The sequence below is a fragment of the Lentzea roselyniae genome (assembly GCF_039537795.1).
Classification (GTDB): Bacteria; Actinomycetota; Actinomycetes; order Mycobacteriales; family Pseudonocardiaceae; genus Lentzea; species Lentzea atacamensis.
In genome coordinates this window covers 179,222-203,819 of record NZ_BAABBE010000016.1, presented here as the reverse complement: position 1 = coordinate 203,819, position 24,598 = coordinate 179,222, and the positions used below count along the sequence as shown (strand labels likewise).

Sequence of the window (24,598 nt, the reverse complement as noted above, 5' to 3'; positions counted from 1 at the left end):
ACACGTCAAAGCCAGGGCCGGACATGGACAGCACGGTGCCCGGACCACCCAACGCGGCGAGACCGTCACGCCAACCGGCCACGTACGACGACAACGCGCGATGCGTCACCGCCACGCCCTTGGGCCGACCCGTCGAGCCCGACGTGTAGGCGATGTACGCCAACGCGTTGGGGTCGACCGGCGCGAGCGGCTCGTCCGAGACCCCGCACATCTCGTCCAGCAGCAGGACTTCACCCGCGAACCCGGACAACTCCCCCGCCAGAACCGACGTCGTCACAGCAGCAACCACACCCGCATCAGCCAGCAAAAACGCCAAACGCTCAGCAGGCAGACCAGGATTGACCGGCACATACACGCCACCACTGCGCAAAACACCCTGGAACGCCACCGCCAGCTCAAGCCCCCGCGGCACCAACACCGCCACCGGCGACTCGGTCGTCACACCGCGGCGACGCAGCCGCCCGGCCAAAGCATCGGCCCGAGCACCCAGCTCGGCGAACGTCAGCCGCTCCTCGCCGCAGATCACCGCGACCTCGGCCGAGGTCCGCGCCCACCCGTCGATCAGGTCCGGCACCGGCCGCTCGGCAGCAGGCACCGGGCCGGCACCCCACGCCACCAACGCCGCCGCCTGCTCCGGCCGTTGCAACGGCACGTCCCGCACCGCCAGCTCAGGCTGCTCCGCCACGGCCGCCAGCACGACGGTGAGCTGGTGGAGGATCCGCTCGACCGTGACCGCGTCGAACGCCGCCGTCGAGTACTCCGCCTCGATGCGCAGCGTGGCATCGACGTCCACCGCGAAGGTGAGCGGGTAGTTGCCCTGCTCCACCGAGTCGAGCAGCGGCGACAGCTCGAAGTCGGCGACCCGCGTCCGGCCGCCGGGATAGTTGCGCAGCACCACGATGCTGTCGAACAGCGCGCGGCCGGCGGGCACAGCCGACCAGCGCTGCACGTCGACCAGCGGCGAGCACTCGAACCGTTGCAGCGCAACCTGGTTGTCCCGCAACTCACGCAGCCACGACGTGAACGGCACGTCCGAGGGGACAACGGCCCGCACCGGCAACGTGTTGATGAACAGGCCCACGGTCGACTCGACACCGGCCAGCTCGGGCGGGCGGCCCGACACGGTCAGGCCGAACACCACCTCGTCCTCGCCGGAGGACGCCGACAGCACCTTGGCCCACGCGGCCTGCACCACCGCCGACAACGTCACGCGCTCCCGGCGGGCCAGGTCGACGATCTTGGCCGTGACATCCGCGGACAGCGCCGTTCTGCGGCGGTCCTGCGCGTAGTGGCTGGCCGCCTGGCGATCCACCGGCAACGGCGTGGGTGCCTCGAACCCGTCCAGGTACGTGCGCCAGAACCGCTCGGGCTCGGCCGGATCACGTCGGTCCAGCCAGGCGATGAACTCGCGGTACGACCGCACCGGGGCGAGTGCCTCGCCCTGGTAGACGGCGGACACCTCGTCCATCACGACGGGCAGGCTCCACCCGTCGCACAAACCCTGGTACAGGCCCCAAACAAGCCAGTACTGCCCGCAGCCCCGGTCGACGAGGTACAGGCGCGTCAACGGCGGCGCCGCCAGGTCGAAGCCGAGCGCGCGGTCCTGCGCCAGCAGCTCCCGCAACCGTTCCTGCTGGGTGTCGCCGTCGAGCCCGGACCAGTCGCGCAGCTGCAGCGGAACGTCGACATCGGCCAGCACGACCTGCACCGGCTCGCTGACGCCTTCCCAGACGAACCCGCTCCGCAGCGCCGGCTGGCGCGCGATCACCGTCCGCCACGCGCCGGCGAGCCGGTCGGCGTCCACGGTGCCGGTGAGCTCGTAGATCCCCTGTCCCCAGTAGAGCCCGTCACCGTCGGCCGGCGCGCCCACGACCCCGAACAGCATGCCCGACTGCACGGGCGCCAAGCGGTACACGTCCACCAGCTCGGGGAACCGTGCCGCGAGCCGGTCGACCTCGTTCTGCGCCAACGACGCCAAGGGGAAGTCCGACGGCGTGAGACCCGAGACCCCGGACCGGCAGTGCTCGACCAGCTCCTCCAGCTCCCGCTGGTAGGTCTCGGCCAGCCGCTCGACGGTCGCCGCGTCGTGCAGGTCGGCGCTGTAGTGCCACTCGACCTGCAGCTGCCCGCCGGCGGTGCGGGTCACCTCCAGGTTGAGCACGTGGGACCGGGTGCCGCGGCCGGCTGTCGCGGCACCTCGCAGGGTCGCGGGCAGCTCGCGGCGCAGCAGATCCCCGGTGCCCGCGGCGGATCCCAGGTAGTTGAACAGCACCGGACGATCCGGCGCATCGGTCAACTCACCCCGCAGCCACCGCAACACGCCATAGCCGACACCGCGACGCGGCACCGCCCGCAGCTGTTCCTTGACCGTCTTCACGGTGGTGCCGAGATCAGCGTGCCGGCTCAACCGCACCGGGAAGATCGACGTGAACCAGCCGACTGTGCGCGACAGATCCAGACCCTCGCGGCCGTGGCTCTCCAGGTCGATGGTCAGCTCATCGGTGCCCGCCCACGGACCCAGCGTGCGCACCAGTGCGGCCAGCAGCAGATCGTTGCCCTGCGTGCGATACGCCTTGTGCGCGTCGCCCAGCAGCACGGCGGTCGTCCCGGCGTCCAGCCATGTCGTGTGAATCCGGGCGGAGCGCTCGTTGTTGGGCCCGTCGTGGTCGACCGGCAGCGCGACCACGTCCGACGTCGCCGCGACCCAGTGCTCCCGTTCCCCGCCGACCTCCAGCTCCAGCAGGTGCTCGGCCCACTGCTGGAACGAGGACGTCTTCGCTCCCAACGCCTCCGAGCGGTACGCGGTGTCGAGATCCTCCAGCAACACGTTCCACGACACACCATCCATCACCACGTGATGAACGACCAGACCCAGCCACGCAGGCTGCGAACCACGGTCGAAGAACACCGCTGCCACGAGCGGACCATCGGCCAACCGCAACGACTTCTGCGCCGTCGACATCTCCGCAGGCACTTCGTCGTCGTGCACAGCAACGACACGCAGGCCAGCATGCTCAATGCCCGCGTTGTACTGGCCCTCCGGCGTGAACCGGATGCGCAACGCGTCGTGGTGCGCCACCACAGCGTTGAGGGCCGACGCAAGGCAATCGGCGTCGGTGCCCGGCGCCAGCTCGAACACACCCGACCAGTTCCAGTGATCCCGGTCCGGGATGTCCTGAGCCAGGAACCACCGCTGAATCGGCGTGAACGGCACCGGACCGGTGACCACACCCTGCTCGGCCGTTGTCACCGCGGGAGCGTCACGCACCACGGCCGCCAGCTCGGCGACGGTCTGGTGGGACAGCACGTCGGCCACGTCGACGCCCAGACCCGCGGCGCGAGCGCGCGCCACGATCTGCAGGCTCAGGATCGAGTCGCCGCCCAGCTCGAAGAAGTTGTCGTGCACGCCAACACGTTCGACGCCCAGCACCTGCGACCACACCGTCGCCAGCGTGTCCTCAGTGGACGTCCGAGGTGCCTCGTAGGCTTCGGCCGTCCCGGGCTCGGGGTCGGGCAGACCCCGGCGGTCGACCTTCCCGTTCGGCGTCAGCGGCAGCCGATCCAGCGTCACGAACACCGACGGCACCAGGTAGTCCGGCACACGCTCTCGCAACCAGGACCTCAGTTGCACACCAGCGAGGTTCTGGTTCTCGGCCACCACGTAGGCGACCAGGCGCTTGCCGCCGTGCGGGCCACCATCCCGAGCCACCACGACGACATCACGCACGTCCGGGTGATCACCGATGACGACCTCGACCTCACCGGGCTCGACCCGATAGCCGCGGATCTTCACCTGCTCGTCGACCCGGCCCAGGAACTCGAGCACACCGTCGGCACGCCACCGGGCCCGGTCACCGGTCCGGTACAACCGCCCGCCGGATCCACCGAACACATCGGGCAGGAGCCGCTCGGCGGTCAGGTCCGGGCGCCCGGCGTAGCCCCGAGCCAGTCCCGCACCACCGACCAGCAGCTCACCCTCGACGCCGACGGGCACCGGCCGCAGCCAGCCGTCGACGACGAACGCGTCGACGCCGGCCAGTGGCCCGCCGATCGGCACCACCTCGCCCTCGTGCTCCGGCCGCGCCGTGACCGGGTGGAAGATCGAGTCGATCGCGGCCTCGGTCACGCCGAAGACGTTGCCGGGCACGGCGTTGGGCGCCACGGCCGCGACCGCGGACACGAGTGCGTCGTACGTCCACATGTCGGTGCCCGAGATCACCAGGCGCAGGGACTCGACCGGACCCGCCGCACGGCAGTGAGCGGCGAGATCGCGCAGGAGCATGCCGGGCACGATCTCGGCGATCTCGACCTCGTGGTCGGCCAGCGTGCGGTGCAGGGAGTCGACCGACACGGCCTCGTCGTGCGGCAGGAACACCACGGTCTGACCGAATGCCAGAGCACGGGTCATGTCACCGATGGACACGTCAAAACCAGGACCCGACATCGACAGCACGGTGCCCGCCCCGCCCAGCGGAGCGAGCGCCTGCCGCCAGCCGTCCACATAGGACGACAACGCGGCGTGCGTGACCGCCACACCCTTCGGCCGTCCCGTCGAGCCCGACGTGTAGGCCACATACGCCAGCGCATCGGGGTTGATGCGCACCAGCGCCGCGTCAGCAGCCGGAGAAGAGCCATCCAGCACCAGCACTTCGCCCGCGAACCCCGCCAGCTCGCCGGCCAGAGCCGCAGTCGTGACCGCGACCGTCGCGCCGACGTCGGCCAGCAGGAACGCCAGGCGTTCCGCGGGCAGCCCAGGATTGACCGGCACGTACACGCCACCGCTGCGCAGCACACCCTGGAAGGCGACGGCCAGCTCAAGCCCACGCGGCACGAGCACCGCCACCGCGGACTCCACGGTCACGCCGACCTGCCGCAGGCGGACGGCGAGTGCGTCGGCGCGCTTTCCGAGCTCGCCGAACGAGAGTTGGTCCTGACCGCACACGACCGCGGTCCGGTCGGGCCAGGCGACGGTGTGGCTCGCGATGAGGTCGGGCACGCTCGCGGTCGCACCTGGCGCCGCCCCCGCTCCCCACTGCCCGGTGAGCCGCAAGTCCACGGTGGACGACGGCGTCGCACCGTCCACCGGTCCGCGGGCAAGCCGGTCGAGCAGTTCCAGGAACCGCTCCTCGTGCAGTGCCAGCTCGGCACCGGCGGCCACGCCGTCCTCGACGTCGATGTCCAGCCACGAGTGATCACCACGAGACCAGCCGTAGGTGGTGACGGTGAGATCGCGGACCGGACCGACCGACAGGTTGCGGGGCACGTCGGCCTGCACGGCCGCGCCGAAGCGCACCGGCCGGTTGAAGTCGACCACGTTGAGCACGGGACCGAACCACGCGCCGTTGCCGGCGACCCCGAGCTTGCGGGCCAGGTCCTCGCCCCGGTAGCGCGACCTGGCGGTGATCTCGGCCAGCCGCGCGGTGGTGGCGCCGGTCAGCTGCCGGACCGTCGTGCCGTCCGGCAGGTGCAGGACGACGGGGGCGACGTTGGCCAGCAACCCCGGGGTGCTGCGGGCCAGCAGGCTGCGCCGGGCTGCCGTGGGGAGGCTGAACAGCACGTCGTCCCGGTCCGTCAGCTGCCGCTGGTAGGCGGCGAAAGCCGCAACGAGGAAGTGCGGGACGCGCAGGCCCAGGTCGGCGCACCGATCGAGGACGGCGCCGCGCAACGCCGCGTCGACCGCGACCGTGCGCCGCCGTGACGGCCGCTGCCGCTCGGGACGGTGTTCGTCCTGGCGGCTTTGCACCGCTTCCGCGACCGAGTCCAGCCAGTACCGCTCGTCGGCGACCCGGTCGGCGGACCGCTGGTAGGCCTGGTCCTCGGCCACGACATCGGCCCAGGAGCCGAAGTAGCGGGGCCGGTGCGCACCGCTGTAGATCTCCGCCACGCGTTGCGTGAGCAGGTTGAACGAGAAGATGTCGCAGATCAGGTGGTGCGACCGGTGGTACCACCAGCTCTCGTCGGCGGCGACGCGCAGCAGCGCCCAACGCCACAGCGGCGCCACCCGGTGGTCGATCGGGCGGGCGCCGTCGGCGTGCATCCACGCCGCGGCCGCAGCCGCCGGATCATCCTCACCGCGGAGATCCACCACCGGCATCACGTCGGCAGGCAGTCCGTCGGCGAGCGCCTGCCACGGCGCACCGTCCGCGTGCTCGCCGAAGAACAGCCTGTAGGCGTCGGTTTCCCTGGCCGCCACCAGCGCACTGCCCCGCAGGAGCTCGTCGTCGACCGGTCCGCGGAGCACCACGTACTGGGCCGGGTTGAACTCCGGGGTGTCCCCGAGCAGCTCAGCCGACAGCCACATGTCCAGCTGCGCCGCGGTCAGCGAGTACCGAACGCCAGGCTCACGCCGTCCAACCACAGAACCGCTCCCCCTTACCGATGCCCCCGCCACTCACGAACCGGCTTGGCGTGCCGCTGTGACGGGACGTGCGAAACCGTTCCGCCACAGCGGAACAGTGAGACTGCAGAAGTCGCAGATACAGCGGATCGAGGAACGCTGCCGCGACAGTGGTGAATTACGAGTACCGCGTCCGAGCCGCACCAATGTGGGCAGCGCTGGGCGATGTGCGGTTTCACCGACGCGAGCTGGGACGACAACCGGCAGGGCAGCCGATCGGCGCACTCACGGACATCCAGCCCGCGGGCGACTTCAGCACCAATTCACGTACAACCGCCATGACACCCCCTGCGTGATCCGCCAACTCACCGATTCACCGCACCCACACGTGAATCAGCCAGCCACCGGAGCGACCACACCACTAACCCCCGTGTCGCTTGAAGCGACTGACCGCAGATTAGCCACACCTGCAACACACACGAATCCACCAAACAGTCGAACTGGTGCACTACGCATTTCGACAAACCATCAACCAACTATCTCGGCACCGCGCCTTCCGTCACCTGTTGCACCTGCGCAAACACACGCCGTGATCAACACCGGCACCCTGGCCACCCCCTGACCAGGACTGGGAGCGCGCCCACATTCCGGTAGACCCCGCAGGTCAGCGAGCAAACATGACAAAATTTCAATTACCGACTTTAAGGCTGCTCTAAAACAACCCAAAGGCCGGGTGGAACTCTGAAGCAGCTCCTTCCACCGACTCGACTGGTCGATGGCGCGAGTCGGCCAGCCTTTGGGCGTATCCGCGCCACCGCGCTGACCAAGTCGCGCCAACGCGCCACATTTCTGCCCGGAGTGCGCTATTGGCGACCCCCGCGGTCATCTTTCGTTTCCGAGACTTCCTCTCAGCATTCGACGGTCAACCCTCCGCGGTACACCTCCGCGATGTGCTACTAGCCGACCGCCGATCTTTCCATCGGCTATCAATCGTCCAGTCGTGAATGCCGCAACTGGGGACGATTGCTGCCGATCGGAGCAATAAGCCGAGCCGATCATGTCGATAGCATCGCCAAATGCGGTGTCCCGGAACAACGTGATCGGCCAGTTGCCGGCGACCTGGGATCACCACACCTGTGCGGCGTGACGTTCGTGTTGCGGACGAGGCTGGCCTCGGTCGATCGTCCGCGACCAGGAGGGGGAGCAGCGTTGGTGTTGACAGCGGAGGGCATGGCAACGCGGACCGGTGTGGCCGTGCCGCTGGCCCGGCGTCCGGTGGCAGTGGTCGCGGCGCTCTACGCGGCCCTGATGTTCGCGGTAGCCGCGAACTACGGGCTCTCGGCCGACGAGCTGTACTTCCGGCTGCTGGGTGACGTGCCGCGCTGGGGCTACTTCGACCAGCCACCGCTGGCACCGCTGCTCGCGAAGGCGGGTGCGTTGCTGCTGGGCGACACGATCTGGGGCATCCGGCTCCCGGCCGTGCTGTGCGGCGTGGCGGTCGTGGTGCTCGCAGCACTGACCGCCGCGGAGCTGGGCGGCGGGCGACGCGCACAGGTGCTCGCGGCAGCGGCAGTGGCCACGTCGGTCACCGTGCTCACCATCGGGCACTTCCTGCTGACCAACAGCCCGGACCTGGTCGCCTGGTGCGCGGTGGCGCTGTTCGCGCTGCGGGCACTGCTGCGCGGGGACGGCCGGTGGTGGCTGGCCGCCGGCGTCACGTGCGGGGTGGCGACGTACGCCAAGTACGTCGTGCTCCTGCTGCCGCTGACACTGCTGGTCGCGCTGGTGCTGGTGGGGCCGCGCCGGGAACTGCGCAGCCGCTGGCTGTGGGCCGGTGCCGGGCTGACCCTCGTGATCGGCGCGCCGAACCTGGTCTACCAGGCGGTCAACGGCTGGCCGCAGCTCGTCATGGCGCGATCGCTGGCTGAGGGCCAGTGGTCGGACGCGGCGCTGTTCCCCTTCGACGTGGCAGTCCTGATCGGGCCGGCGGTGGCCCCGATCCTGCTGGCTGGCCTGGTCAGCCTGCTGCGCCGCCAGGGCTGGCGGCCGGCGCGGACCCTGGCCGTGGCCTACCTCGTCGGCACGGCACTGGTGCTCGTCGTCGCACCGAGCGGCATCGACTACACCGAGGGCTACCTGGTACCGCTCGTCGCCGCGGGATGCGTGGTCGCGGACGGATGGCTGGCCCAGCACCCGGTGCGTTTGCCCGTGGCGGTGTCGGTGCTGTCGCTGTTCGCCTTGGGCCAGGTGGTGATGACCCTGCCGGTGGTGCCGGAACGGATGTACGCGCAGTACCCGACGACCAGCCTGACCACCGAGACCATCGGCTGGCCCCGGCTGGTCGGGCAGGTCACCGACGCCTACGCCGAGCTGCCGGCCGACGAGCGATCACGCGCCGTGGTGCTGGTGCAGAACTTCGGCGAAGCGGGCGCGCTGCGCTGGCTGCACGACGACCGCCCGCTCCCTCGGGTCTACAGCGGACACAACGAGCTGTACTCGTGGGGTCCGCCGCCAGAGACGGCGGACGTGGTGATCACGGTGGCCGTGGACGACGAACGGCTGACGCGTGACTTCCGCGAGTGCTCGGTGGTGGCGCGTATCGACAACGGGTACGGGCTGGAGACCAGGGAGCAGGGCCGGTCCGTCGCGGTGTGCCGCGGTCTGCGGGCACCGTGGACCGAGCTGTGGCCCAAGTACCGGCTCGTCGGCCCCTACTGATCCCTTGGCCAGAGTCAAGATCCGCAACTCGCTGAACCGCAAGGAGTCCTACAACCGACCTCCGGAGTGAGCCATGGCCTCGATGTCGAACGTCCTGCGGTCCGTCAGCGTCAGCGGCGTCTACCGGCTGGCCGCGCGCCGGATCGTGCTGCCGTGGGTGCTGGGTCAGGTGCGGCCCGCCGGATCCCTGCTGGAGATCGGCGCGGGTAGCGGCGCCATGTCCGCCGAGTTGCTCGCCCGCCACGGCGACCTCACCGCCGTGGTGACCGACTTCGACCCGCGGATGGTCGAGTCCGCTCAGCGAGTCCTCGCACCGTTCGGCGCACGGGCGACCGCGCGGCAGGCCGACGCCACGGCGTTGCCGTTCGAGGACGGCCGGTTCGACGTGGTGCTGTCCTGCGGGATGCTGCACCACGTCGGCGACTGGCGGACGGCGCTGGCCGAGGTCGTGCGCGTGCTGCGGCCCGGCGGCCGGTTCGTCGGCTACGTCATCGTGCGCACCCGCCCGGTCGAGCTGCTCGGGCTCGGCACCGCGACCATGATCAGGCCGGGTGAACTGCGTGAGGCGTTCGCCGAGCTGCCGGTCACCGCGGGGGTTAGCGGCAGCTCGTTGACCCGGTTCTCCGCCGTGAAGCGCTGGCGCCGGCCGGGCTCGCCGGTCAGCGCCAGCCGAGCGCCGGCGCGACGTGCACGAGGATGTTCTCGATGACGTGCGCGCAGTAGTCGGCGCCCAGCTGGTTGGGCACGGTGAGCAGCAGCGTGTCGGCTTCGGCGATCGCCTCGTCCCCTGCCAGCTGCTCGACCAGCACCTCGGGTTCGGCGGCGTACGAGCGCCCGAAGATCGCCCTGTTCGGGCCGTCGATGAAGCCGACCTGGTCGGTGCTCTCGCCCTCACCGCCGAAGTAGGCGTCGTCGAGGTCGGTGGTGATCGCGAAGATGCTGCGCGACACCGAGACCCGCGGCTCGCGCGGATGGCCGGCCTCCGTCCAGGCCTTGCGGAACGCCCGGATCTGCTCGGCCTGCTGCACGTGGAAGGGCGCCCCGCCCTCGTCGAACTTCAGGGTCGAGCTCATCAGGTTCATGCCCTGCTCGGCCGCCTGCACGGCGGTGCCGTTGGAACCCGCGCCCCACCAGATCCGGTCGCGCAGGCCCGGCGAGTGCGGCTCGAGCCGCAGCAGGCCGGGAGGGTTCGGGAACATCGGCCGCGGATTGGGCCGAGCGAAACCCTTGCCCTCCAGCAGCTTCAGGAACACCTCGGAGTGCCTGCGGGCCATGTCGGCGTCGGTCTCCCCCTCCGCGGGCTGGTAGCCGAAGTGCCTCCACCCGTCGATGACCTGCTCGGGCGATCCCCTGGAAATGCCGAGCTGCAGCCTGCCGCCCGCGATGAGGTCGGCGGCGCCGGCGTCCTCGGCCATGTACATCGGGTTCTCGTACCGCATGTCGATCACACCGGTACCGATCTCGATGCGCTCCGTCTTCGCGCCGATCGCCGCGAGCAGCGGGAACGGCGACGCGAGCTGCTGGGCGAAGTGGTGCACCCGGAAGTAGGCGCCGTCCGCGCCCAGTTCCTCCGCGGCCACCGCCAGGTCGATGGACTGCAGCAGCGTGTCCGAGGCGGACCTCGTCTGCGAGTGCGGGCTGTCCGACCAGTGACCGAACGACAGGAACCCGATCTTCTTCATGTCCTGCGGAACGCAACAGGGCGCACGGGCATTCCTGCTCGTCAGCTGCGTCACTGTGCGCGCCACCGATGTACCTCCAGAGCGACGCCGACGTGCACCAGGTTGTGCTCCAGCGGCCGCGGCAACAGCTTGGACGCGCGCGCCAGCCGGCGCAGCAGGGTGTTGCGGTGCGTGTAGAGCCGTGCCGCCGCCGTCGTCGCGTTGCAGCTCGCGGCGATGAACGCCCGCACGGCTTCGATCACCTCCGGATCGGCCGTCGCGAGCGGGCCGAGGGTGCGCCTGACGAACCGGTCGGCTCGCTCAGCGTCCGTGGTGAGCAGCGCGACGAGCTCGACCTCCTCGTGCGTCGCGAGCTGTTGCGGTGACGCGAGCCTCGCGACCATGCGCTGGACCGTGAGCGCGTCGAGGTGGCTGCGCCGGAACCCGTCCGCGCCGGAACCGCTCGATCCCAGCGCCACCCGTGCGGCGGGGAATCGCGCGACGCCGGCGCGGAGCACAGCGTCGTCCGGCGTGCCGTGCACCCACACCCACCGGGTGGCGGCGCTGGCCAGCACGGTCAGCGGACGCGGATCTCCGGCGGCCGTCGCGAGCACGTCGGCCACGCGGTCGAGGTCGCCCAACGCGTCGTCGCTCCACACGATCGCCGCCGTGTGGTCCCCGGAGAGCCGATAGCCGAGGCGTTGCTCAGCACGGGACACGGTGATCGGCGCGCCGTCGAGCAGCAGCGTCACCGTCTCCAGGCGTTCGGCGTGCGTGCCGCGTGTGAGCTCCTCGCGCTCGCGCGCCATCTGCGCCGAGACCGCGGCCACGGTGTCGTCGACGAACGCCGAGATCGACCGGCACGACACGTCGATCAGCTCGCGCAGCTCCTCGTGGTCGGACGTCAGCGAGAACGCGATCTGCATCCACAGCCGCAGTGCGACGCCCTGTCCGGAGCGGTAGGCGTCGAGCGCCGACTCGTCGAGCCCGCGCCGGATCAGGTCGCGCGCGAACGCCAGCGGCGCCTCCCCCAGGTCCGCCGGCACGCGTTCCCCCGGCGCCCGGATGTTGGCCGACGCCCAGCCCAGCAGGTTCGACCGGTTCGTGCGCTTCAGCGCGGCGGCGAGCACGGGATCCTCGGCGACCTGCTGGCGGTTCGGGCCGGACAGCGTCGCGGTGTCCAGCTCGGCCAGCCACTCGGCGGGCGGATCCAGCGCGATCTCCGCGCCGCGCCGGATGAGCTCACGCACGCGCGGTGACGGGCGCTCCCACGGCATGGTGCAGATTGCACCACCGAACTGGTGAACAGGTGCACTTCGTGCTTTCGTGACCGGCGTCACCCCGGTCACCATGAACACATGGCTGACCTCGACGTCCTCATCGTCGGCGCCGGGATCTCCGGCCTCGGCGCCGCGTACTACCTGCAGCGCGAGCACCCGCGGAAGACGTACGCGATCCTCGAGGCACGCGGGGCGATCGGCGGCACGTGGGACCTGTTCCGCTACCCCGGCATCCGGTCGGACTCGGACCTGCACACGTTCGGCTACGAGTTCAAGCCGTGGCGCGACGAGGACTCGATCGCCGCTGCGGACAAGATCCTCGCCTACCTGCGCGAGACGGCGGAGGAACACGACATCGACCGTGCCGTCCGGTTCCACACCAGGGTGATCGCCGCCGAGTGGTCGTCGCCGGACGCGCACTGGACGGTGGAGGTCGAGAAGGACGGCGAACGCGAGACGCTGACGTGCTCGTGGCTGTTCTGCGCGGGCGGCTACTTCCGCTACGACGAGGGCTTCACACCGCACTTCGAGGGCAGGGAACGCTTCCGCGGTCAGCTGATCCACCCGCAGCACTGGCCGGAGGATCTCGACTACGCGGGCAAGCGCGTGCTCGTGATCGGCAGCGGCGCGACCGCGGTGACGATCGTGCCCGCCATGGCCCCGGCCGCCGGGCATGTGACCATGCTTCAGCGCACCCCGACGTACGTGCTGCCGGTGCCGGCCCGCGATCCGATCGGCAACGCGCTGCGCAAGCTGCTGAGCCCCGAGCGCTCGTTCGCGATCACGCGCCGCAAGAACATCCTGCAGCAGCAACTGACCTGGCGTTTCTCGCGGAGGTTCCCGAACGCGGCGCGGCGGCTGATCCGGCGGTTCAACGCCAGGCTGCTGCCCGAGGGCTATCCGGTCGACGAACACTTCAACCCGCCGTACAACCCCTGGGACCAGCGGCTGTGCGTGGTCCCGGACGGCGACCTGTTCACCGCGATCCGCAGCGGCAAAGCATCCGTCGTGACGGACCGGATCACCACGTTCACCGAGACCGGCGTGCTGCTGGAGTCCGGCCGCACGCTGGAAGCCGACATCGTCATCACCGCGACCGGCCTCAACGTCCAGGCGTTCGGCGGAATGACCCTGACCGTCGACGGAGAGCCGGTGCACCTCCCGGACACCTTGGCGTACAAGGGGATGATGCTGTCCGGCGTGCCGAACTTCGCCTACGCCATCGGCTACACGAACTCGTCGTGGACGCTCAAGGTCGGCCTGCTGTGCGAGCACTTCTGCCGGCTGCTCGCCCACATGGACGAGCACGGCTACGACACGGCCCGCCCCGTGGTGGCCGATCCCGGTGCGCCGACCCGCCCGTTCCTGGACTTCGGCGCGGGATACGTCAGGCGCGTCCTGGACCAGCTGCCGCGCCAGGGCGAGCGGGCGCCGTGGCTCACCTCGATGAGCTACTTCAGCGACGTGAAGCTGTTGCGGCGCCTGCCTGTTGAGGACGACGAGCTGCGGTTCTCCCGCAGCCGCGCCGACCGGCCCGTGGAGCGCCTCAACGAGTCGCGTTGAGGCGCCCAGAACGGCCGGCAACGGTCAGGTGATCACCGCTCCCCCGACGATCGGCAGCACGACCTTGCTGGCACCGAGCGACACCTGCAGCGCGATCCCGTTGGCCCCGGTGTCCTGGTTGATGTAGCCACCGTGGTTGGTCACGATCACGACGCCGATGCGGTGCCCGGCAGGGATGACCGCGTCCCTGGCGTGCAACCGCCAGGTGACGTCCGCAGTCGCGTTGGCGGGCAAGGGAGTCGACGACTCCAGCGACTCGCGGTTCTTCGCGTCGATCGCGCCGCGGGTCAGCATCGTCGCGGTGACCGCCTGCACGGAGACGGCCGGCGGGCGGGCGCAGCCGGTGCGCTCACGCAGGTCCGTGCGGGTGCAGGTTTCCGTGGACAGCTGCAGTGGCGAGCGGTCGGTGAGCACGGCCTGCGTGCTCGGGGCCGTAGTCCACGAGCAGCGCGGTGAGCGGGATCGAGGGGCGGTTCGAGGCGATCCGGTGATCGCGGCAGGAGCCGCGTGAGAGGTGGGCGTGATGATCGTCGCGACCGTCAGCAGGGTGGCCGCGACGAGGCTGACCCTTCGCATGAGATCCTCCGTTTGGAGGGCCCGGTCCAGCAGCAGGGGTAGGGAATCGGGCCCCTCGAACGGATCTCACCGAATCCGGCGATGTCACCGGTACGGCCGAAAGGTCTGAACAATTACCGGTTTCAGGCGGCGACGAGCTCCTTGTCGCGGGCGGGGGTCTTCGTCTTCGGCTTCTTGTTCGGCAGCGAGAGCCGGAAGACCTTGTGCCACGCGGAGAAGACCTGCTTGGGCATCGAGCCGGTGACGTACTCCAGCTCGTACTTCTCGAACAGCGCACGCACCTTCACCGCGACCTCGGCGTAGCGGTTGCTCGGCAGGTCCGGGAACAGGTGGTGCTCGATCTGGTGCGACAGGTTGCCGGTCATGATGTGCATCAGCTTGCTGCCGCTGATGTTCGCCGAACCCATCATCTGGCGCAGGTACCACTGGCCGCGCGTCTCGCCCTTGATCGAGCGGCGCTCGAAGACCTGCACGCCCTCTGGGAAGTGACCGCACATGATCACCGAGTGCGACCACAGGTTGCGGACGAGGTTCGCGGTGAACGTCGCGGCGAGCGTCGTGAGGAACGACGGCCCGGACAGCAGCGGGTGGATCACGTAGTCCTTGAGCACCTGACGGCGGATCTTGCGGCCGACCGCCTTGGCCCGCGCGCGGAACTCGGGGTTCTTGCGGCGGCGCTTGTGCAGGTTCTTGCCGAGCTCCAGGTCGTAGGCGGCGATGCCGTACTCGAAGAAGCACGCGTTGATGAAGTTCCACAGCGGCTGGCCGAGGTGCATCGGGTGCCACTTCTGGTCCTCGTCGACGCGCATGATGCCGTAGCCGAGGTCGTTGTCCTTGCCGATCACGTTGGTGTACGTGTGGTGCAGCTCGTTGTGCGAGTGCTTCCACTGCTCGGCGGGCGAGACGTGGTCCCACTCCCAGGTGGTGGAGTGGATCTTCGGGTCGCGCATCCAGTCCCACTGGCCGTGCAGGACGTTGTGGCCGATCTCCATGTTCTCCAGGATCTTCGCCACGGACAGGCCGGCGGTGCCGACCAGCCACGCGGGCGGGAAGATCGAGAACAGCAGCACGCCCCTGCTGGCCAGCTCCAGCTTGCGCTGCACCGAGATGACCTTGCGGATGTAGGCGGCGTCCTTCTCACCACGGCTGGACATCACCTCGTCGCGGATCGCGTCGAGCTCGCGGCCGAGCTCCTCGATCTGCTCGGCGGTCAGGTGGGCGGTGGGGTCGATGGCGCTCATGTAGCTCGCTTTCGCGGGGGGGAGTCGAGGGGTGGAGGGTGCCCGCGCGGGGCTAGCGTTCGATGTCGCAGGGGCCCGCCGCGGCGGACACACAGGTCTGGATGAGGACGCCCGGCTCGGCCTCGGTGATCTCGCCGGTGCGCAGGTCGCGGACGGCGCCCGCCTTGAGAGGCGTGACGCAGCCGAAGCAGATGCCCATGCGGCAGCCGGACGGCATCAGCACGCCGGCCTCCTCGCCGACGTCCAGCAACGGCGTGGCGCCGTCGGCGTCGACGGTCTTGCCCGTGGTGCTGAACGTGACCTCGCCACCGTCGCCCGCCACGACCACGCTGGGGCGGAAGCGTTCGGTGTGCAGCCGGTCGGCCAGGTCGTGCTCGGCCCAGTGCTGTTCGGCCGCGTCGAGCAGGCCGGTGGGCCCGCAGGCCCAGGTCTCGCGCTCGGCCCAGTCGGGCACCAGCTCGTGGAGGCGGGCGACGTCGAGCATGCCGTGCGTGTCGGTGTGCAGCTCGACGAGCCGCAGCTTCTCGTCCGCGACGAGGTCGTGCAGGTCGTTGCGGAAGATCACGTCTTCCTGGCGCGGCGCGGAGTGGACCATGACGGCGTCGGCCAGCTCGGTGTCGCGCAGCATGCCCATCACGGGCGTGATGCCGCTTCCCGCCGTCAGGTAGAGCACCTTGGCAGGCTTGGTCTTCGGCAGCACGAACTCACCGCAGGCCTGGTCGAGCTGGATCACCGTGCCCGGCTTGACCTTGCGGACCAGGTGGTTGCTGACCTTGCCGTCCGGGATGGCCTTCACCGTGATGGTGATGTGGCCGTCCGTCCGGTTCGAGGGCGATGTCACCGAGTAGGCACGCCACAGGCGCACCCCGTCGACGTCGACACCGATCCGGATGTACTGACCGGCAGTGTGGCCGCGCCAGCCCCGTCCGGGCCGGATCACGATGGTCGCGGCGTCGGCGGTCTCCTTGTGCACGGCCTCGATGCGTCCGCGCAGGTCAGCGCCCGCACGCAGCGGGCTGACCAGGTCGAGGTAGTCCGACGGCAGCAGCGGCGTCGTGACCAGTTCCAGCAGTTTCCACGCCCTGCTGCGGAGGGCGGCACTCGTCATGACTCCAGCTTGATGCGCCTCAGGGCGTAAAGTCCTGTCCGCAGGACGTGAATCTGCCCGGCTGGATTGTTCGCAGGGAACAAATCGTGAGTCATGCAATGCGGAGGGCCACCGAACTGGCCCTGGATGAGACGACGGTCATGGCGCTCAGGGCCGCCCTGAAGACCACCGCCGACGAGGTCGTCGAGGCCATCATCGACGAGGTTCCGAGCTACGCCAACGCGCTGACCGGACGCATGGGCGGCACCATCCGCCGCGCCGTCCGCACGGCGCTCGGACACTACCTCGACCTCGCGGGCGGCCTGGCGACCGGTGTCGACGCGGGCGACGCGGCCTACGAGCTGGGCCGCGGCGAGGTCCGCGACGGCCGCTCGATGGACGCCCTGCTGAGTGCCTACCGCGTCGGCGCGCGCGTGGCGTGGCGCGGCCTGGCAGCGGGCGCGGTCTCGGCGGGCCTCCCGGCCGAGGAGGTGGCGAAGTTCGCCGAGCTGACCTTCGCCTACATCGACGAGCTCTCCGCCGCCAGCGCCGCGGGCCACGCCGACGAGCTGGCCGCACGAGGCCTGGCCCATGAGCGTCACCTGGAACAGCTGGCCCGCGACCTCCTGGCGGGCGCGGGCGCCGACGTCCTGCTCGCCGCCGCCCAGCGAGCCGGCTGGCAACCGCCCACGTCGCTGACCGCCGTTCTGCTGCCCGCCGCCCAGGCTCGCCCCGCGTACCGCTCGCTCGATCCCAGCACCCTGGTCCTCGACGACCTGCCGGACGCCCTCGGCGTGCTGCTGGTGCCCGACGCCGACCGCGCACACCTGCTACGCCAGCTGACGGGTCGCAACGCCGTCGTCGGCCCGGCGCGCCCATGGACCCGTGCGTCTGCCTCCTACGCACGAGCCGTACGCGCGCGCTCCCTCTCCCCCGACATCCGGGATACCGAGGACCACCTGCCAGAGCTGGTGCTGAGCGCCGACCCCGACGCGTACGCGGACCTCCGAGCCCGCGCGCTCGCACCGCTCCGCACGTTGTCGGCGAGCACCGCTCGCCGGCTGGAGGAGACGTTGCGGGCGTGGTTGCTGCATCACGGGCGGCGGGAGGAGGTGGCGACGGCGTTGTTCGTGCACCCTCAGACGGTGCGGTACCGGATGTCGCAGCTGCGTGAGCTGTTTCCCGATCTCGGTTCGCCGCAACGGGTTCTGGAGCTGACGCTCGCGGTCGGCCTGACGGGACGCTGACCAGCCGGATTTCGCCAAGGAGGCGCGGATGGACGACGTGCGGGTCGAGACGACGGGCACCACCACGGTGATCTGGATGAACCGCCCTGACCGGCGCAACGCGGTCGACGGCCCGATGGCCCGCCGGCTCCGCGACGCCTTCCTGGCGTTCGAGGCGGACGAGACCCAGCGCGTGGCGGTGCTCGCGGGCGCGGGCGGCACGTTCTGCGCGGGCGCCGATCTGACCTCCGTCAACGATCCCGCGCGCCGCAACGACCTCGACCCCGACGGCGCGGGGCCGATGGGTCCGACCAGGCTGCAGCCGAGCAAACCGCTGATCGCGGCCGTCAGCGGCCACGCGGTCGCGGGCGGGCTGGAACTGGCCCTGCTCGCCGACCTGCGGGTGGCCGAGAGCGACGCGGTGTTCGGCGTGTTCTGCCGGCGCTGGGGAGTGCCGCTGATCGACGGCGGCACCGTGCGCCTGCCCAGGATCGTGGGGCTGGGCCGGGCGCTGGACCTGATCCTCACCGGACGTCCGGTGCACGCCGACGAGGCGCTGGCGATCGGGCTGGCCAACCGGGTGGTCGAGCCGGGGCAGGCGGTGCCGGCCGCGATCGAGCTGGCCGAGCAGATCGCCGGGTTCCCGTTCGAGTGCGTGCTCGCGGACCGGGCGTCCACCTACGCCGGGCTCGACCTGCCGCTGGCGGAGGCGCTGCGGGCCGAGGGCGTGGGCGGGGTGCCGATCGTGGCACGCGAAGGCGCGTCCGGTGCTGCCCGGTTCACCGCTGGAGAGGGCAGGCACGGCCGGTTCGAGAGCTAGCGGTCAGGTTCGACGCAGCTGATCAGCAGGTCTTGAGCCGATCAGCGGACAAGTGTCCGCTACGCTGGCGCTATGCCCGCGCGACCCGACACCGGCCCCGACTTCATCGAGGCGCTCGCCCGCGGCCTGGACGTGATCCGCGCGTTCCAGCCCCTGCGCCCGGTGATGCCGCTCAGCGAGATCGCGGCGGCCACCGGGCTCGCGCGGCCGACCGCGCGGCGGATCCTGCTCACGCTCATCGAACTCGGGTACGCGCGGCAGTGCGAGAACGGGTTCGCGCTCACGCCGCGGGTGCTCGAGCTCGGCGTCGCCTACGTGCGGTCGACCGGGTTGTGGGAGGTCGCGCGGCCGCACATGGAACGGCTGGGGGCACGGACCAACGAGTCGGTGTCGATCGCCCAGCTCGACGGGTCGGACATCGTGTACGTGGCGCGGGTGGCGGTGCCGAAGATCGTCACGCTGTCCGTGCAGATCGGGACCAAGTTCCCGGCGCTGCCGACGTCGCTGGGCAAGGTGCAGCTCGCCGCGCTGCCGCAGGAGGAGCTCGAAGCGGTGCTCGCCCAGCCGACGCGGTCCGGGCTCACGCCGCGGTGGCAACCCGGCGCGGCCGAGCGGGACGCGGAGCTCAGGGACGTGCGGGCGCGCGGGTGGGCGTTGACCGACCAGCAGCTCGCGCCGGGGATCCGGTCGGTCGCGGCGCCGTTGCGGGACGGGAACGGCACGGTCATCGCCGGGATCAACGTCAACTGCCACGCGTCCGAGACGTCGGTCGAGCACATGGTCGAGCACCACCTGCCGCTGCTGTTGCAGACCGCCGGCGACATCAGCGCCGACTTCGCGCGGCTCGCCACGGTGCCGCACATCGTCGTCGCCTGAGCGGGGTTGACGGCCGACCGGTGAAGGTTGAGGATTCAACGGACACCTGTCCGCATGCCGGTCGAGGAGGTCCCCGATGGTCGGCGAACGACGTCCTGTTGTCCTGAGAAACGGCACGGTCCTCACCATGGACGGCCAGAAGAGGATCCTCACCGACCACGACGTGCTGGTGGTCGGCGACCGGATCGCCGCCATCGGGCCGCGGCTGGAGGCGCCACCGGGCACCGAGGAGGTCGACGCCACCGGCGGCATCGTCCTGCCGGGCATGATCGACACGCACCGGCACCTGTGGCAGACCGCGATGCGCGGGTACGGCGCCGACTGGACGCTCACGCAGTACTTCGTCTGGTACTACCTCGAGTGGGGCATGGTCTTCCGGCCGGAGGACGTCTACGCGGGGAACATCCTCGGTGCCGCCGAGGCACTCGACGCCGGCGTCACCACGACGGTCGACTGGTCGCACGGGCTGCAGACGACCGACCACGCGGACGCGGCCGTCGACGCGCTGCAGCAGGTACCGGGACGGTTCGTGCTCGCCTACGGCAACATCCAGGACAGCCCGGCGAACTGGACCGCCAAGCCCGAGTTCCGCGACTTCGTGAACCGCCGCATCACGAACGACGACATGCTCGGCTTCCAGCTCGCGTTCGACGTCACCGGCGACCCCGCGTTCCCGGAGAAGCCCGCGTTCGAGGTCGCCCGTGAACTGGGCGTGCCCGTCACCACCCACGCGGGCGTGTGGGGCGCGACGAACGACGACGGCATCCGGTTGATGCACGACAACGGCTTCATGACGCCGCAGTCGATCTACGTGCACGCCGCGACGCTGTCCGCCGACTCCTACCACCGCATCGCCGCGACCGGTGGCTCCATCTCCGTGTCGACCGAGAGCGAGCAGAGCGCGGGCCAGGGTTACCCGCCCACCTGGGCGATCCGCGCCCACGGCATCCCGGTGTCGCTGTCGATGGACACCTCGGTGTGGTGGAGCGGTGACCTGTTCTCCGCCATGCGCAGCACTCTGGGCGCCGACCGGGCAAGAGAACACATGGCGGCACACGCCAAGAACGAGACGGTCACGCACTCGTCGTTGCGGGCAGAGCACGTCGTCGAGTGGGCGACCATGGGCGGCGCGAAAGCGTTGGGGCGTGACGACCTCGGCAGCATCGAAATCGGTAAGAAGGCCGACATCGTCCTGCTGCGCAACGACAACTCACCCGCCATGTTCCCGGTGCTCAACCCCTACGGCCACGTGGCGTTCCAGGCGCAACGGTCCGATGTGGACACGGTGATCGTCGACGGGCGGATCGTCAAGCGCGACCACCGGCTGATCGGCGTCGACCTCAAAGCCATCCGCGCGGCGGTCGAGCAGACCGTCGAGCACCTGCGCGCACAGCTCGGCGAGGAGGCGTGGGAGAAGGGCATGAACCCGGACATCCCCACCGCGAAGGTGCTGGACAACCCCTACACGTACACGGAGTACCGCGGCGACACCAGGACATCCGTCTGATGCCCGGGGGACCACTCGAAGGACTGCTCGTCGCCGACTTCTCCCGCGTGCTCGCGGGACCGTACGCGACCATGCTGCTGGCCGACATGGGCGCGGAGGTCATCAAGGTCGAAGGCCCGCAGGGAGATGAGACGCGCACGTGGATGCCGCCCGTGCGCGACGACGTCTCGACCTACTACCTCGGCATCAACCGCGGCAAGCGGTCCATAGCGCTCGATCTGCGCGACGAGGCCGACGCCGAGCTGGGCCGCGAGCTGGCCCGGCGCGCGGACGTGCTGATCGAGAACTTCAAACCGGGTGGCCTCGCCAAGTACGGCCTCGACCACCCCAGCGTCAGCGCGGCGAACCCGCGCGTGATCTACGCGTCCATCACCGGCTTCGGCTCTGGCGACGGCCGGCACGTGCCCGGCTACGACCTGATGGTGCAGGCGATCTCCGGCCTGATGAGCCTCACGGGCGACCCGGACGGGCCGCCCTACCGCGCGGGCATCTCGGTGTTCGACGTCATGGCGGGCAACCACGCGGTGATCGGCATTCTCGCGGCGCTGCGGCACCGTGACGCCACCGGCCAGGGCCAGCTGGTGGAGGTGAACCTGCTGTCGTCGGCGTTGACGGGACTGGTGAACCACAGCTCGGCGTTCGTCGCGGGCGGCGTCGTGCCGTTCCGGATGGGCAACGCGCACCCCAGCGTGTTCCCCTACGAGCCGCTGCCCACCGCGGACAACGACCTGATCGTCGCGGCCGCGAACGACGGCCAGTTCCGCAGGCTGTGCGAGGTGCTCGGACTGCCGGAGGTTCCGGACGACCCGCGGTTCGCGCGCAACGCCGACCGCACCCGCAACCGCGAGGAACTCCGGCCGATCCTCCTCGAGCGGCTGCGCACCCGCGGTGCCGTCGAGTGGTTCGACCTGCTCGTCGCGGCGGGCGTGCCGTGCGGGCCGATCAACACGATCGACGGCGGGTTCGCCATGGCCGAGCGGTTCGGGCTGGATCCTGTCGTCGTGGTCGGGGACGTGCCGACGACCCGGCATCCCATCCGGTTCTCGGAGACACCCGCCGTGTACAAACTGCCGCCGCCCGAGCTGGACGAGCACGGCGACGAACTGCGTGCCTGGCTGAAGGAGGACCGTGGCTGATCACTACGAGACCGCGCTCGGCGCGTCGACTCCCGACACGATCACGCTGCTGGGACAGGACCTGGCGAACGACGTGATGGGCACCGTCGGGTTCGGCGAGCTCGCGTTCTGGCTGGCCACCCAGCGCAGGCCCAGCGCGGGCGAGACACGGCTGTTCGAGGCCGTGCTGGCCGCGCTCGCCGACCACGGGTTCACTCCGACCGCGATCGTCAGCCGCCTCACCTACCTCTCCGCGCCCGACTCGGTGCAGGGCGCGCTCGCGGCCGGGTTGCTCGGCGGCGGCTCCCGGTTTCTCGGCGTCACCGAGGACTGCGGACGGTTCCTGCACGACGTCGTCAGCTCCGCGCAGCTGCCGGAAGACGAGGCCGGCTGGGACGCGCTCGCGCTGGAAACCGTGCGGGCACAGGGGAAAGCCCGAATCCCCGGCCTCGGTCACCACGTGCACAAGAACGGCGATCCACGCACACCGCGCCTGTTCCAGATCGCGGCGGAGGAAGGACTGACCGGCCCGCACCTGTCGCTCTTCGCCGCGATCGGCAGGGTCCACCCGCAGGTGCTCGGGAAGACCCTGCCGCTCAACGGCGCCGGCACGTGCGGTGCCGTGCTGGCGGATCTGGGCCTGCCGCTGGAGCTGTTGCGCGGCTTCGCGTTGCTCGCCCGCACCGCCGGGTTGATCGGCCAGCTCGCCGAGGAGCTGCGACACCCCGTCGCCAACCAGATCTTCCTGTCCGTGGACTCGAACACGCGGTCCGTCGTGCCGCTGGAGGAATGAGCAATGCAGCTGGTCACCGAGGACAACATCACCGCACTGGCGGAGCAGCGCTGGGCCACCGCGAAGGACCCCCGCACCGCGCAGCTCATCACCGCGCTCGTCCGGCACCTGCACGACTTCGCCCGCGAGGTCAGGCTCACCGAGGACGAGTGGATGGCCGCGGTCAAGTGGCTCACCGCGACCGGGCAGATCAGCGACGACAAGCGCGAGGAGTTCATCCTCGCCTCCGACGTGCTCGGGCTGAGCATGCTGGTCGTGCAGATGAACCACCGCTTCGACCCGGCCGCGACACCGGCGACGGTGCTCGGCCCGTTCCACATCGAGGGCTCCCCCGATCTCGGCTTCGGCGGCGACATGTCCGACGACGTCGACGGAACTCCGCTCTACATCACCGGAACCGTCCGTTCGCTCGACGGCGCACCGGTCGCCGCGGTGCTCGACGTCTGGCAGGCCGACGCCGAGGGTGCCTACGAGGCCCAGCTGCCAGACGTCGACGAGGCAAGGCTGCGCGCGAAGTACCGGACCAGGCCGGACGGCTCGTACTGCGTGCGCACGATCGCGCCGAAGGGGTACTCGATCCCGATGGACGGCCCGGTCGGCGCGCTGATCGGCCAGACGGAGATCAGCCACTTCCGTCCCGCGCACGTCCACTTCCTCGTCACGGCCGACGGGCACGAGCCGCTGATCACGCATCTGTTCGAGGAGGGCGCGGAGTACCTCGACAGCGACGTCGTGTTCGGCACCAAGCAGGAGCTGGTCGTCGCGTTCGAACCGCGCGAGCCGGGGCCCGCTCCGGACGGCGGCACGTGCGACGTGCCGTGGCTGGAAGCACGCTACGACTTCGTGTTGCAGCCATGCGCGCCGCAGTCGTAGATCAACTCGGCCGGCCGCCGCTGATGACCGGCCGGGACGAACCTGCCGTTCTCGAAGATCACGTCGTCCTGGACGTGCTGGCCGCCCCGATCACCCCGCTGGACCTGTTGTGCGCCACGGGAACCTCGTACTTCGGCTCCCCCGCGACACCCTACGTTCCCGGCGTGCAGGGGATCGGGACGGTCGGCGGGCGCGCGGTGTGGTTCCCCACCGTCGCCGGGATGGCCGCGGGCGACGGCAGCATGGCGGAGAAGGCGCTGGCGCGGCAGCAAGATCTGGTCTTCCTGCCGGACGACGTGCCGCCGGTGGTGATGGCCGCGCTCGGGCTCTCCGCCGTCGCCGCGCACATGGCGCTGACGTGGCGTGGCGAGCTCTCGCCGGGTGAGTGCGTCATCGTGCTCGGCTGCGGTGCGGTCGGGCAGACCGCGATCCAGCTCGCCCGTGCCGCAGGTGCCGGCCGCGTGGTCGCTGCCGCACGGTCTGAGGCGGGTCGCGAACGCGCGAAGCGAGCGGGTGCCGACGCCGTGATCGCCCTGGACGCCGACGACCTCGCCGGGCAGTTCCGCGAGGCCGCACCGGACGCCGATCTCGTCCTCGACCCGCTCTTCGGCCCTCCCGCCGCCGCTGCCGCGCAGGCACTGCGCCCCGGTGGAAGGTGGGTGAACCTGGGCGGCTCCGCCGGCGAGACGTGCCCGATCACGTCGTCCGTCCTGCGCAGCCGGTCGTTGCGGTTGTCCGGCTACACGAACAACGAACTCAGCCCGCAGCAGCGATCGGAGGCCATTTCCACCATCGCCCACCTGGCGGCACGGGGAGCGCTCGGCGTCGACCACGAGGTCGTGCCGCTGGCCGATGTCGCCGACGCGTGGCGCCGTCAGTCCGAAGGCGCCACGCGTGGGCGGATCGTGCTCGTGCCTCGGTGAGA

The 24,598-nt window shown here is 70.4% G+C and carries 17 protein-coding genes; 11 read left to right on the top strand and 6 right to left on the bottom strand.

From position 1 onward, the window contains the following. On the bottom strand, nt 1-6,358 hold a 6,358-nt coding region (locus ABFX45_RS27870), incomplete at its 3' end, for an amino acid adenylation domain-containing protein (RefSeq protein ID WP_346132993.1). A 1,191-nt stretch (nt 6,359-7,549) separates the two neighbouring features. Here ABFX45_RS27870 and ABFX45_RS27865 point away from each other — a divergent pair. Both ABFX45_RS27865 and ABFX45_RS27860 read left to right on the top strand, forming a co-directional pair. After that, nucleotides 7,550-9,055: a glycosyltransferase family 39 protein gene (locus tag ABFX45_RS27865; protein ID WP_170155032.1), complete on the top strand. Its 1,506-nt coding sequence runs from the start codon at nt 7,550-7,552 to the stop codon at nt 9,053-9,055. A gap of 73 nt (nt 9,056-9,128) precedes the next feature. Further along, entirely contained in the window at nt 9,129-9,764 is a 636-nt protein-coding gene (locus ABFX45_RS27860) for a class I SAM-dependent methyltransferase (RefSeq protein ID WP_346132990.1), read from the top strand. On the opposite strand, the gene ABFX45_RS27855 is transcribed toward ABFX45_RS27860, so the two are convergent. Further along, nucleotides 9,715-10,737, bottom strand: a complete 1,023-nt coding sequence (locus ABFX45_RS27855; RefSeq protein ID WP_109638270.1) for an LLM class flavin-dependent oxidoreductase — start codon at nt 10,735-10,737, stop codon at nt 9,715-9,717. The genes ABFX45_RS27860 and ABFX45_RS27855 overlap by 50 nt on opposite strands. Before the next feature lie 50 nt (nt 10,738-10,787). Then, the gene (locus tag ABFX45_RS27850) at nt 10,788-11,993 is read right to left on the bottom strand and encodes a PucR family transcriptional regulator (RefSeq protein WP_346132988.1); all 1,206 of its coding nucleotides are present in this window, start codon (nt 11,991-11,993) and stop codon (nt 10,788-10,790) included. 81 nt (nt 11,994-12,074) lie between these two features. On the opposite strand from ABFX45_RS27850, the gene ABFX45_RS27845 reads away from it, so the two are divergent. Beyond that, nucleotides 12,075-13,559, top strand: coding sequence for a flavin-containing monooxygenase (locus ABFX45_RS27845; protein ID WP_346132986.1), 1,485 nt, complete (start codon nt 12,075-12,077; stop codon nt 13,557-13,559). A gap of 24 nt (nt 13,560-13,583) precedes the next feature. Here ABFX45_RS27845 and ABFX45_RS27840 read toward each other — a convergent pair whose 3' ends face one another. From ABFX45_RS27840 to ABFX45_RS27830, 3 genes are all read right to left on the bottom strand, one after another. Next, on the bottom strand, nt 13,584-14,135 hold the full coding sequence (locus ABFX45_RS27840) for a CocE/NonD family hydrolase C-terminal non-catalytic domain-containing protein (RefSeq protein WP_346132985.1): 552 nt from the start codon (nt 14,133-14,135) through the stop codon (nt 13,584-13,586). A gap of 122 nt (nt 14,136-14,257) precedes the next feature. Beyond that, nucleotides 14,258-15,376 carry a fatty acid desaturase family protein gene (locus ABFX45_RS27835; protein WP_109638267.1) on the bottom strand — a complete coding sequence of 373 codons (1,119 nt, stop codon included), beginning with the start codon at nt 15,374-15,376 and terminating at the stop codon, nt 14,258-14,260. Between the two features lie 52 nt (nt 15,377-15,428). Beyond that, nucleotides 15,429-16,484, bottom strand: coding sequence for a ferredoxin reductase (locus ABFX45_RS27830; RefSeq protein ID WP_346132982.1), 1,056 nt, complete (start codon nt 16,482-16,484; stop codon nt 15,429-15,431). A gap of 86 nt (nt 16,485-16,570) precedes the next feature. Between ABFX45_RS27830 and ABFX45_RS27825 the strand changes: the two genes are divergently transcribed. From ABFX45_RS27825 to ABFX45_RS27790, 8 genes are all read left to right on the top strand, one after another. Beyond that, entirely contained in the window at nt 16,571-17,710 is a 1,140-nt protein-coding gene (locus ABFX45_RS27825) for a PucR family transcriptional regulator (RefSeq protein WP_109638265.1), read from the top strand. Between the two features lie 28 nt (nt 17,711-17,738). Then, nucleotides 17,739-18,509 carry a crotonase/enoyl-CoA hydratase family protein gene (locus ABFX45_RS27820; RefSeq protein WP_109638264.1) on the top strand — a complete coding sequence of 257 codons (771 nt, stop codon included), beginning with the start codon at nt 17,739-17,741 and terminating at the stop codon, nt 18,507-18,509. A 72-nt stretch (nt 18,510-18,581) separates the two neighbouring features. Further along, complete coding sequence (locus ABFX45_RS27815; protein ID WP_346132980.1) at nt 18,582-19,385, top strand: IclR family transcriptional regulator domain-containing protein; 804 nt, start codon at nt 18,582-18,584, stop codon at nt 19,383-19,385. Between the two features lie 76 nt (nt 19,386-19,461). Then, the gene (locus tag ABFX45_RS27810; protein ID WP_346132978.1) at nt 19,462-20,892 is read left to right on the top strand and encodes an amidohydrolase family protein; all 1,431 of its coding nucleotides are present in this window, start codon (nt 19,462-19,464) and stop codon (nt 20,890-20,892) included. After that, nucleotides 20,892-22,028, top strand: coding sequence for a CaiB/BaiF CoA transferase family protein (locus tag ABFX45_RS27805; RefSeq protein WP_346132976.1), 1,137 nt, complete (start codon nt 20,892-20,894; stop codon nt 22,026-22,028). Before ABFX45_RS27810 ends, ABFX45_RS27805 begins: the two co-directional genes overlap by 1 nt. Beyond that, a complete protein-coding gene (locus ABFX45_RS27800) occupies nt 22,021-22,800 on the top strand; it encodes a citryl-CoA lyase (RefSeq protein ID WP_346132974.1) in 780 nt (259 codons plus the stop codon). Before ABFX45_RS27805 ends, ABFX45_RS27800 begins: the two co-directional genes overlap by 8 nt. A gap of 3 nt (nt 22,801-22,803) precedes the next feature. After that, nucleotides 22,804-23,673, top strand: a complete 870-nt coding sequence (locus tag ABFX45_RS27795) for a dioxygenase family protein (RefSeq protein ID WP_346132972.1) — start codon at nt 22,804-22,806, stop codon at nt 23,671-23,673. Continuing rightward, complete coding sequence (locus tag ABFX45_RS27790) at nt 23,655-24,596, top strand: quinone oxidoreductase family protein (RefSeq protein WP_346132970.1); 942 nt, start codon at nt 23,655-23,657, stop codon at nt 24,594-24,596. Before ABFX45_RS27795 ends, ABFX45_RS27790 begins: the two co-directional genes overlap by 19 nt. Nucleotides 24,597-24,598 lie beyond the last annotated feature (2 nt).

Bases quoted from the DNA above. Each gene is read 5' to 3' on its own strand.
- ABFX45_RS27855 (WP_109638270.1), bottom strand. From the start codon at position 10,737: ATGAAGAAGATCGGGTTCCTGTCGTTCGGTCACTGGTCGGACAGCCCG.
- ABFX45_RS27830 (WP_346132982.1), bottom strand. From the start codon at position 16,484: ATGACGAGTGCCGCCCTCCGCAGCAGGGCGTGGAAACTGCTGGAACTG.
- ABFX45_RS27850 (WP_346132988.1), bottom strand. From the start codon at position 11,993: ATGCCGTGGGAGCGCCCGTCACCGCGCGTGCGTGAGCTCATCCGGCGC.
- ABFX45_RS27820 (WP_109638264.1), top strand. From the start codon at position 17,739: ATGGACGACGTGCGGGTCGAGACGACGGGCACCACCACGGTGATCTGG.
- ABFX45_RS27810 (WP_346132978.1), top strand. From the start codon at position 19,462: ATGGTCGGCGAACGACGTCCTGTTGTCCTGAGAAACGGCACGGTCCTC.
- ABFX45_RS27860 (WP_346132990.1), top strand. From the start codon at position 9,129: ATGGCCTCGATGTCGAACGTCCTGCGGTCCGTCAGCGTCAGCGGCGTC.
- ABFX45_RS27815 (WP_346132980.1), top strand. From the start codon at position 18,582: ATGCCCGCGCGACCCGACACCGGCCCCGACTTCATCGAGGCGCTCGCC.
- ABFX45_RS27790 (WP_346132970.1), top strand. From the start codon at position 23,655: ATGCGCGCCGCAGTCGTAGATCAACTCGGCCGGCCGCCGCTGATGACC.
- ABFX45_RS27795 (WP_346132972.1), top strand. From the start codon at position 22,804: ATGCAGCTGGTCACCGAGGACAACATCACCGCACTGGCGGAGCAGCGC.
- ABFX45_RS27845 (WP_346132986.1), top strand. From the start codon at position 12,075: ATGGCTGACCTCGACGTCCTCATCGTCGGCGCCGGGATCTCCGGCCTC.
- ABFX45_RS27805 (WP_346132976.1), top strand. From the start codon at position 20,892: ATGCCCGGGGGACCACTCGAAGGACTGCTCGTCGCCGACTTCTCCCGC.
- ABFX45_RS27835 (WP_109638267.1), bottom strand. From the start codon at position 15,376: ATGAGCGCCATCGACCCCACCGCCCACCTGACCGCCGAGCAGATCGAG.
- ABFX45_RS27840 (WP_346132985.1), bottom strand. From the start codon at position 14,135: ATGCGAAGGGTCAGCCTCGTCGCGGCCACCCTGCTGACGGTCGCGACG.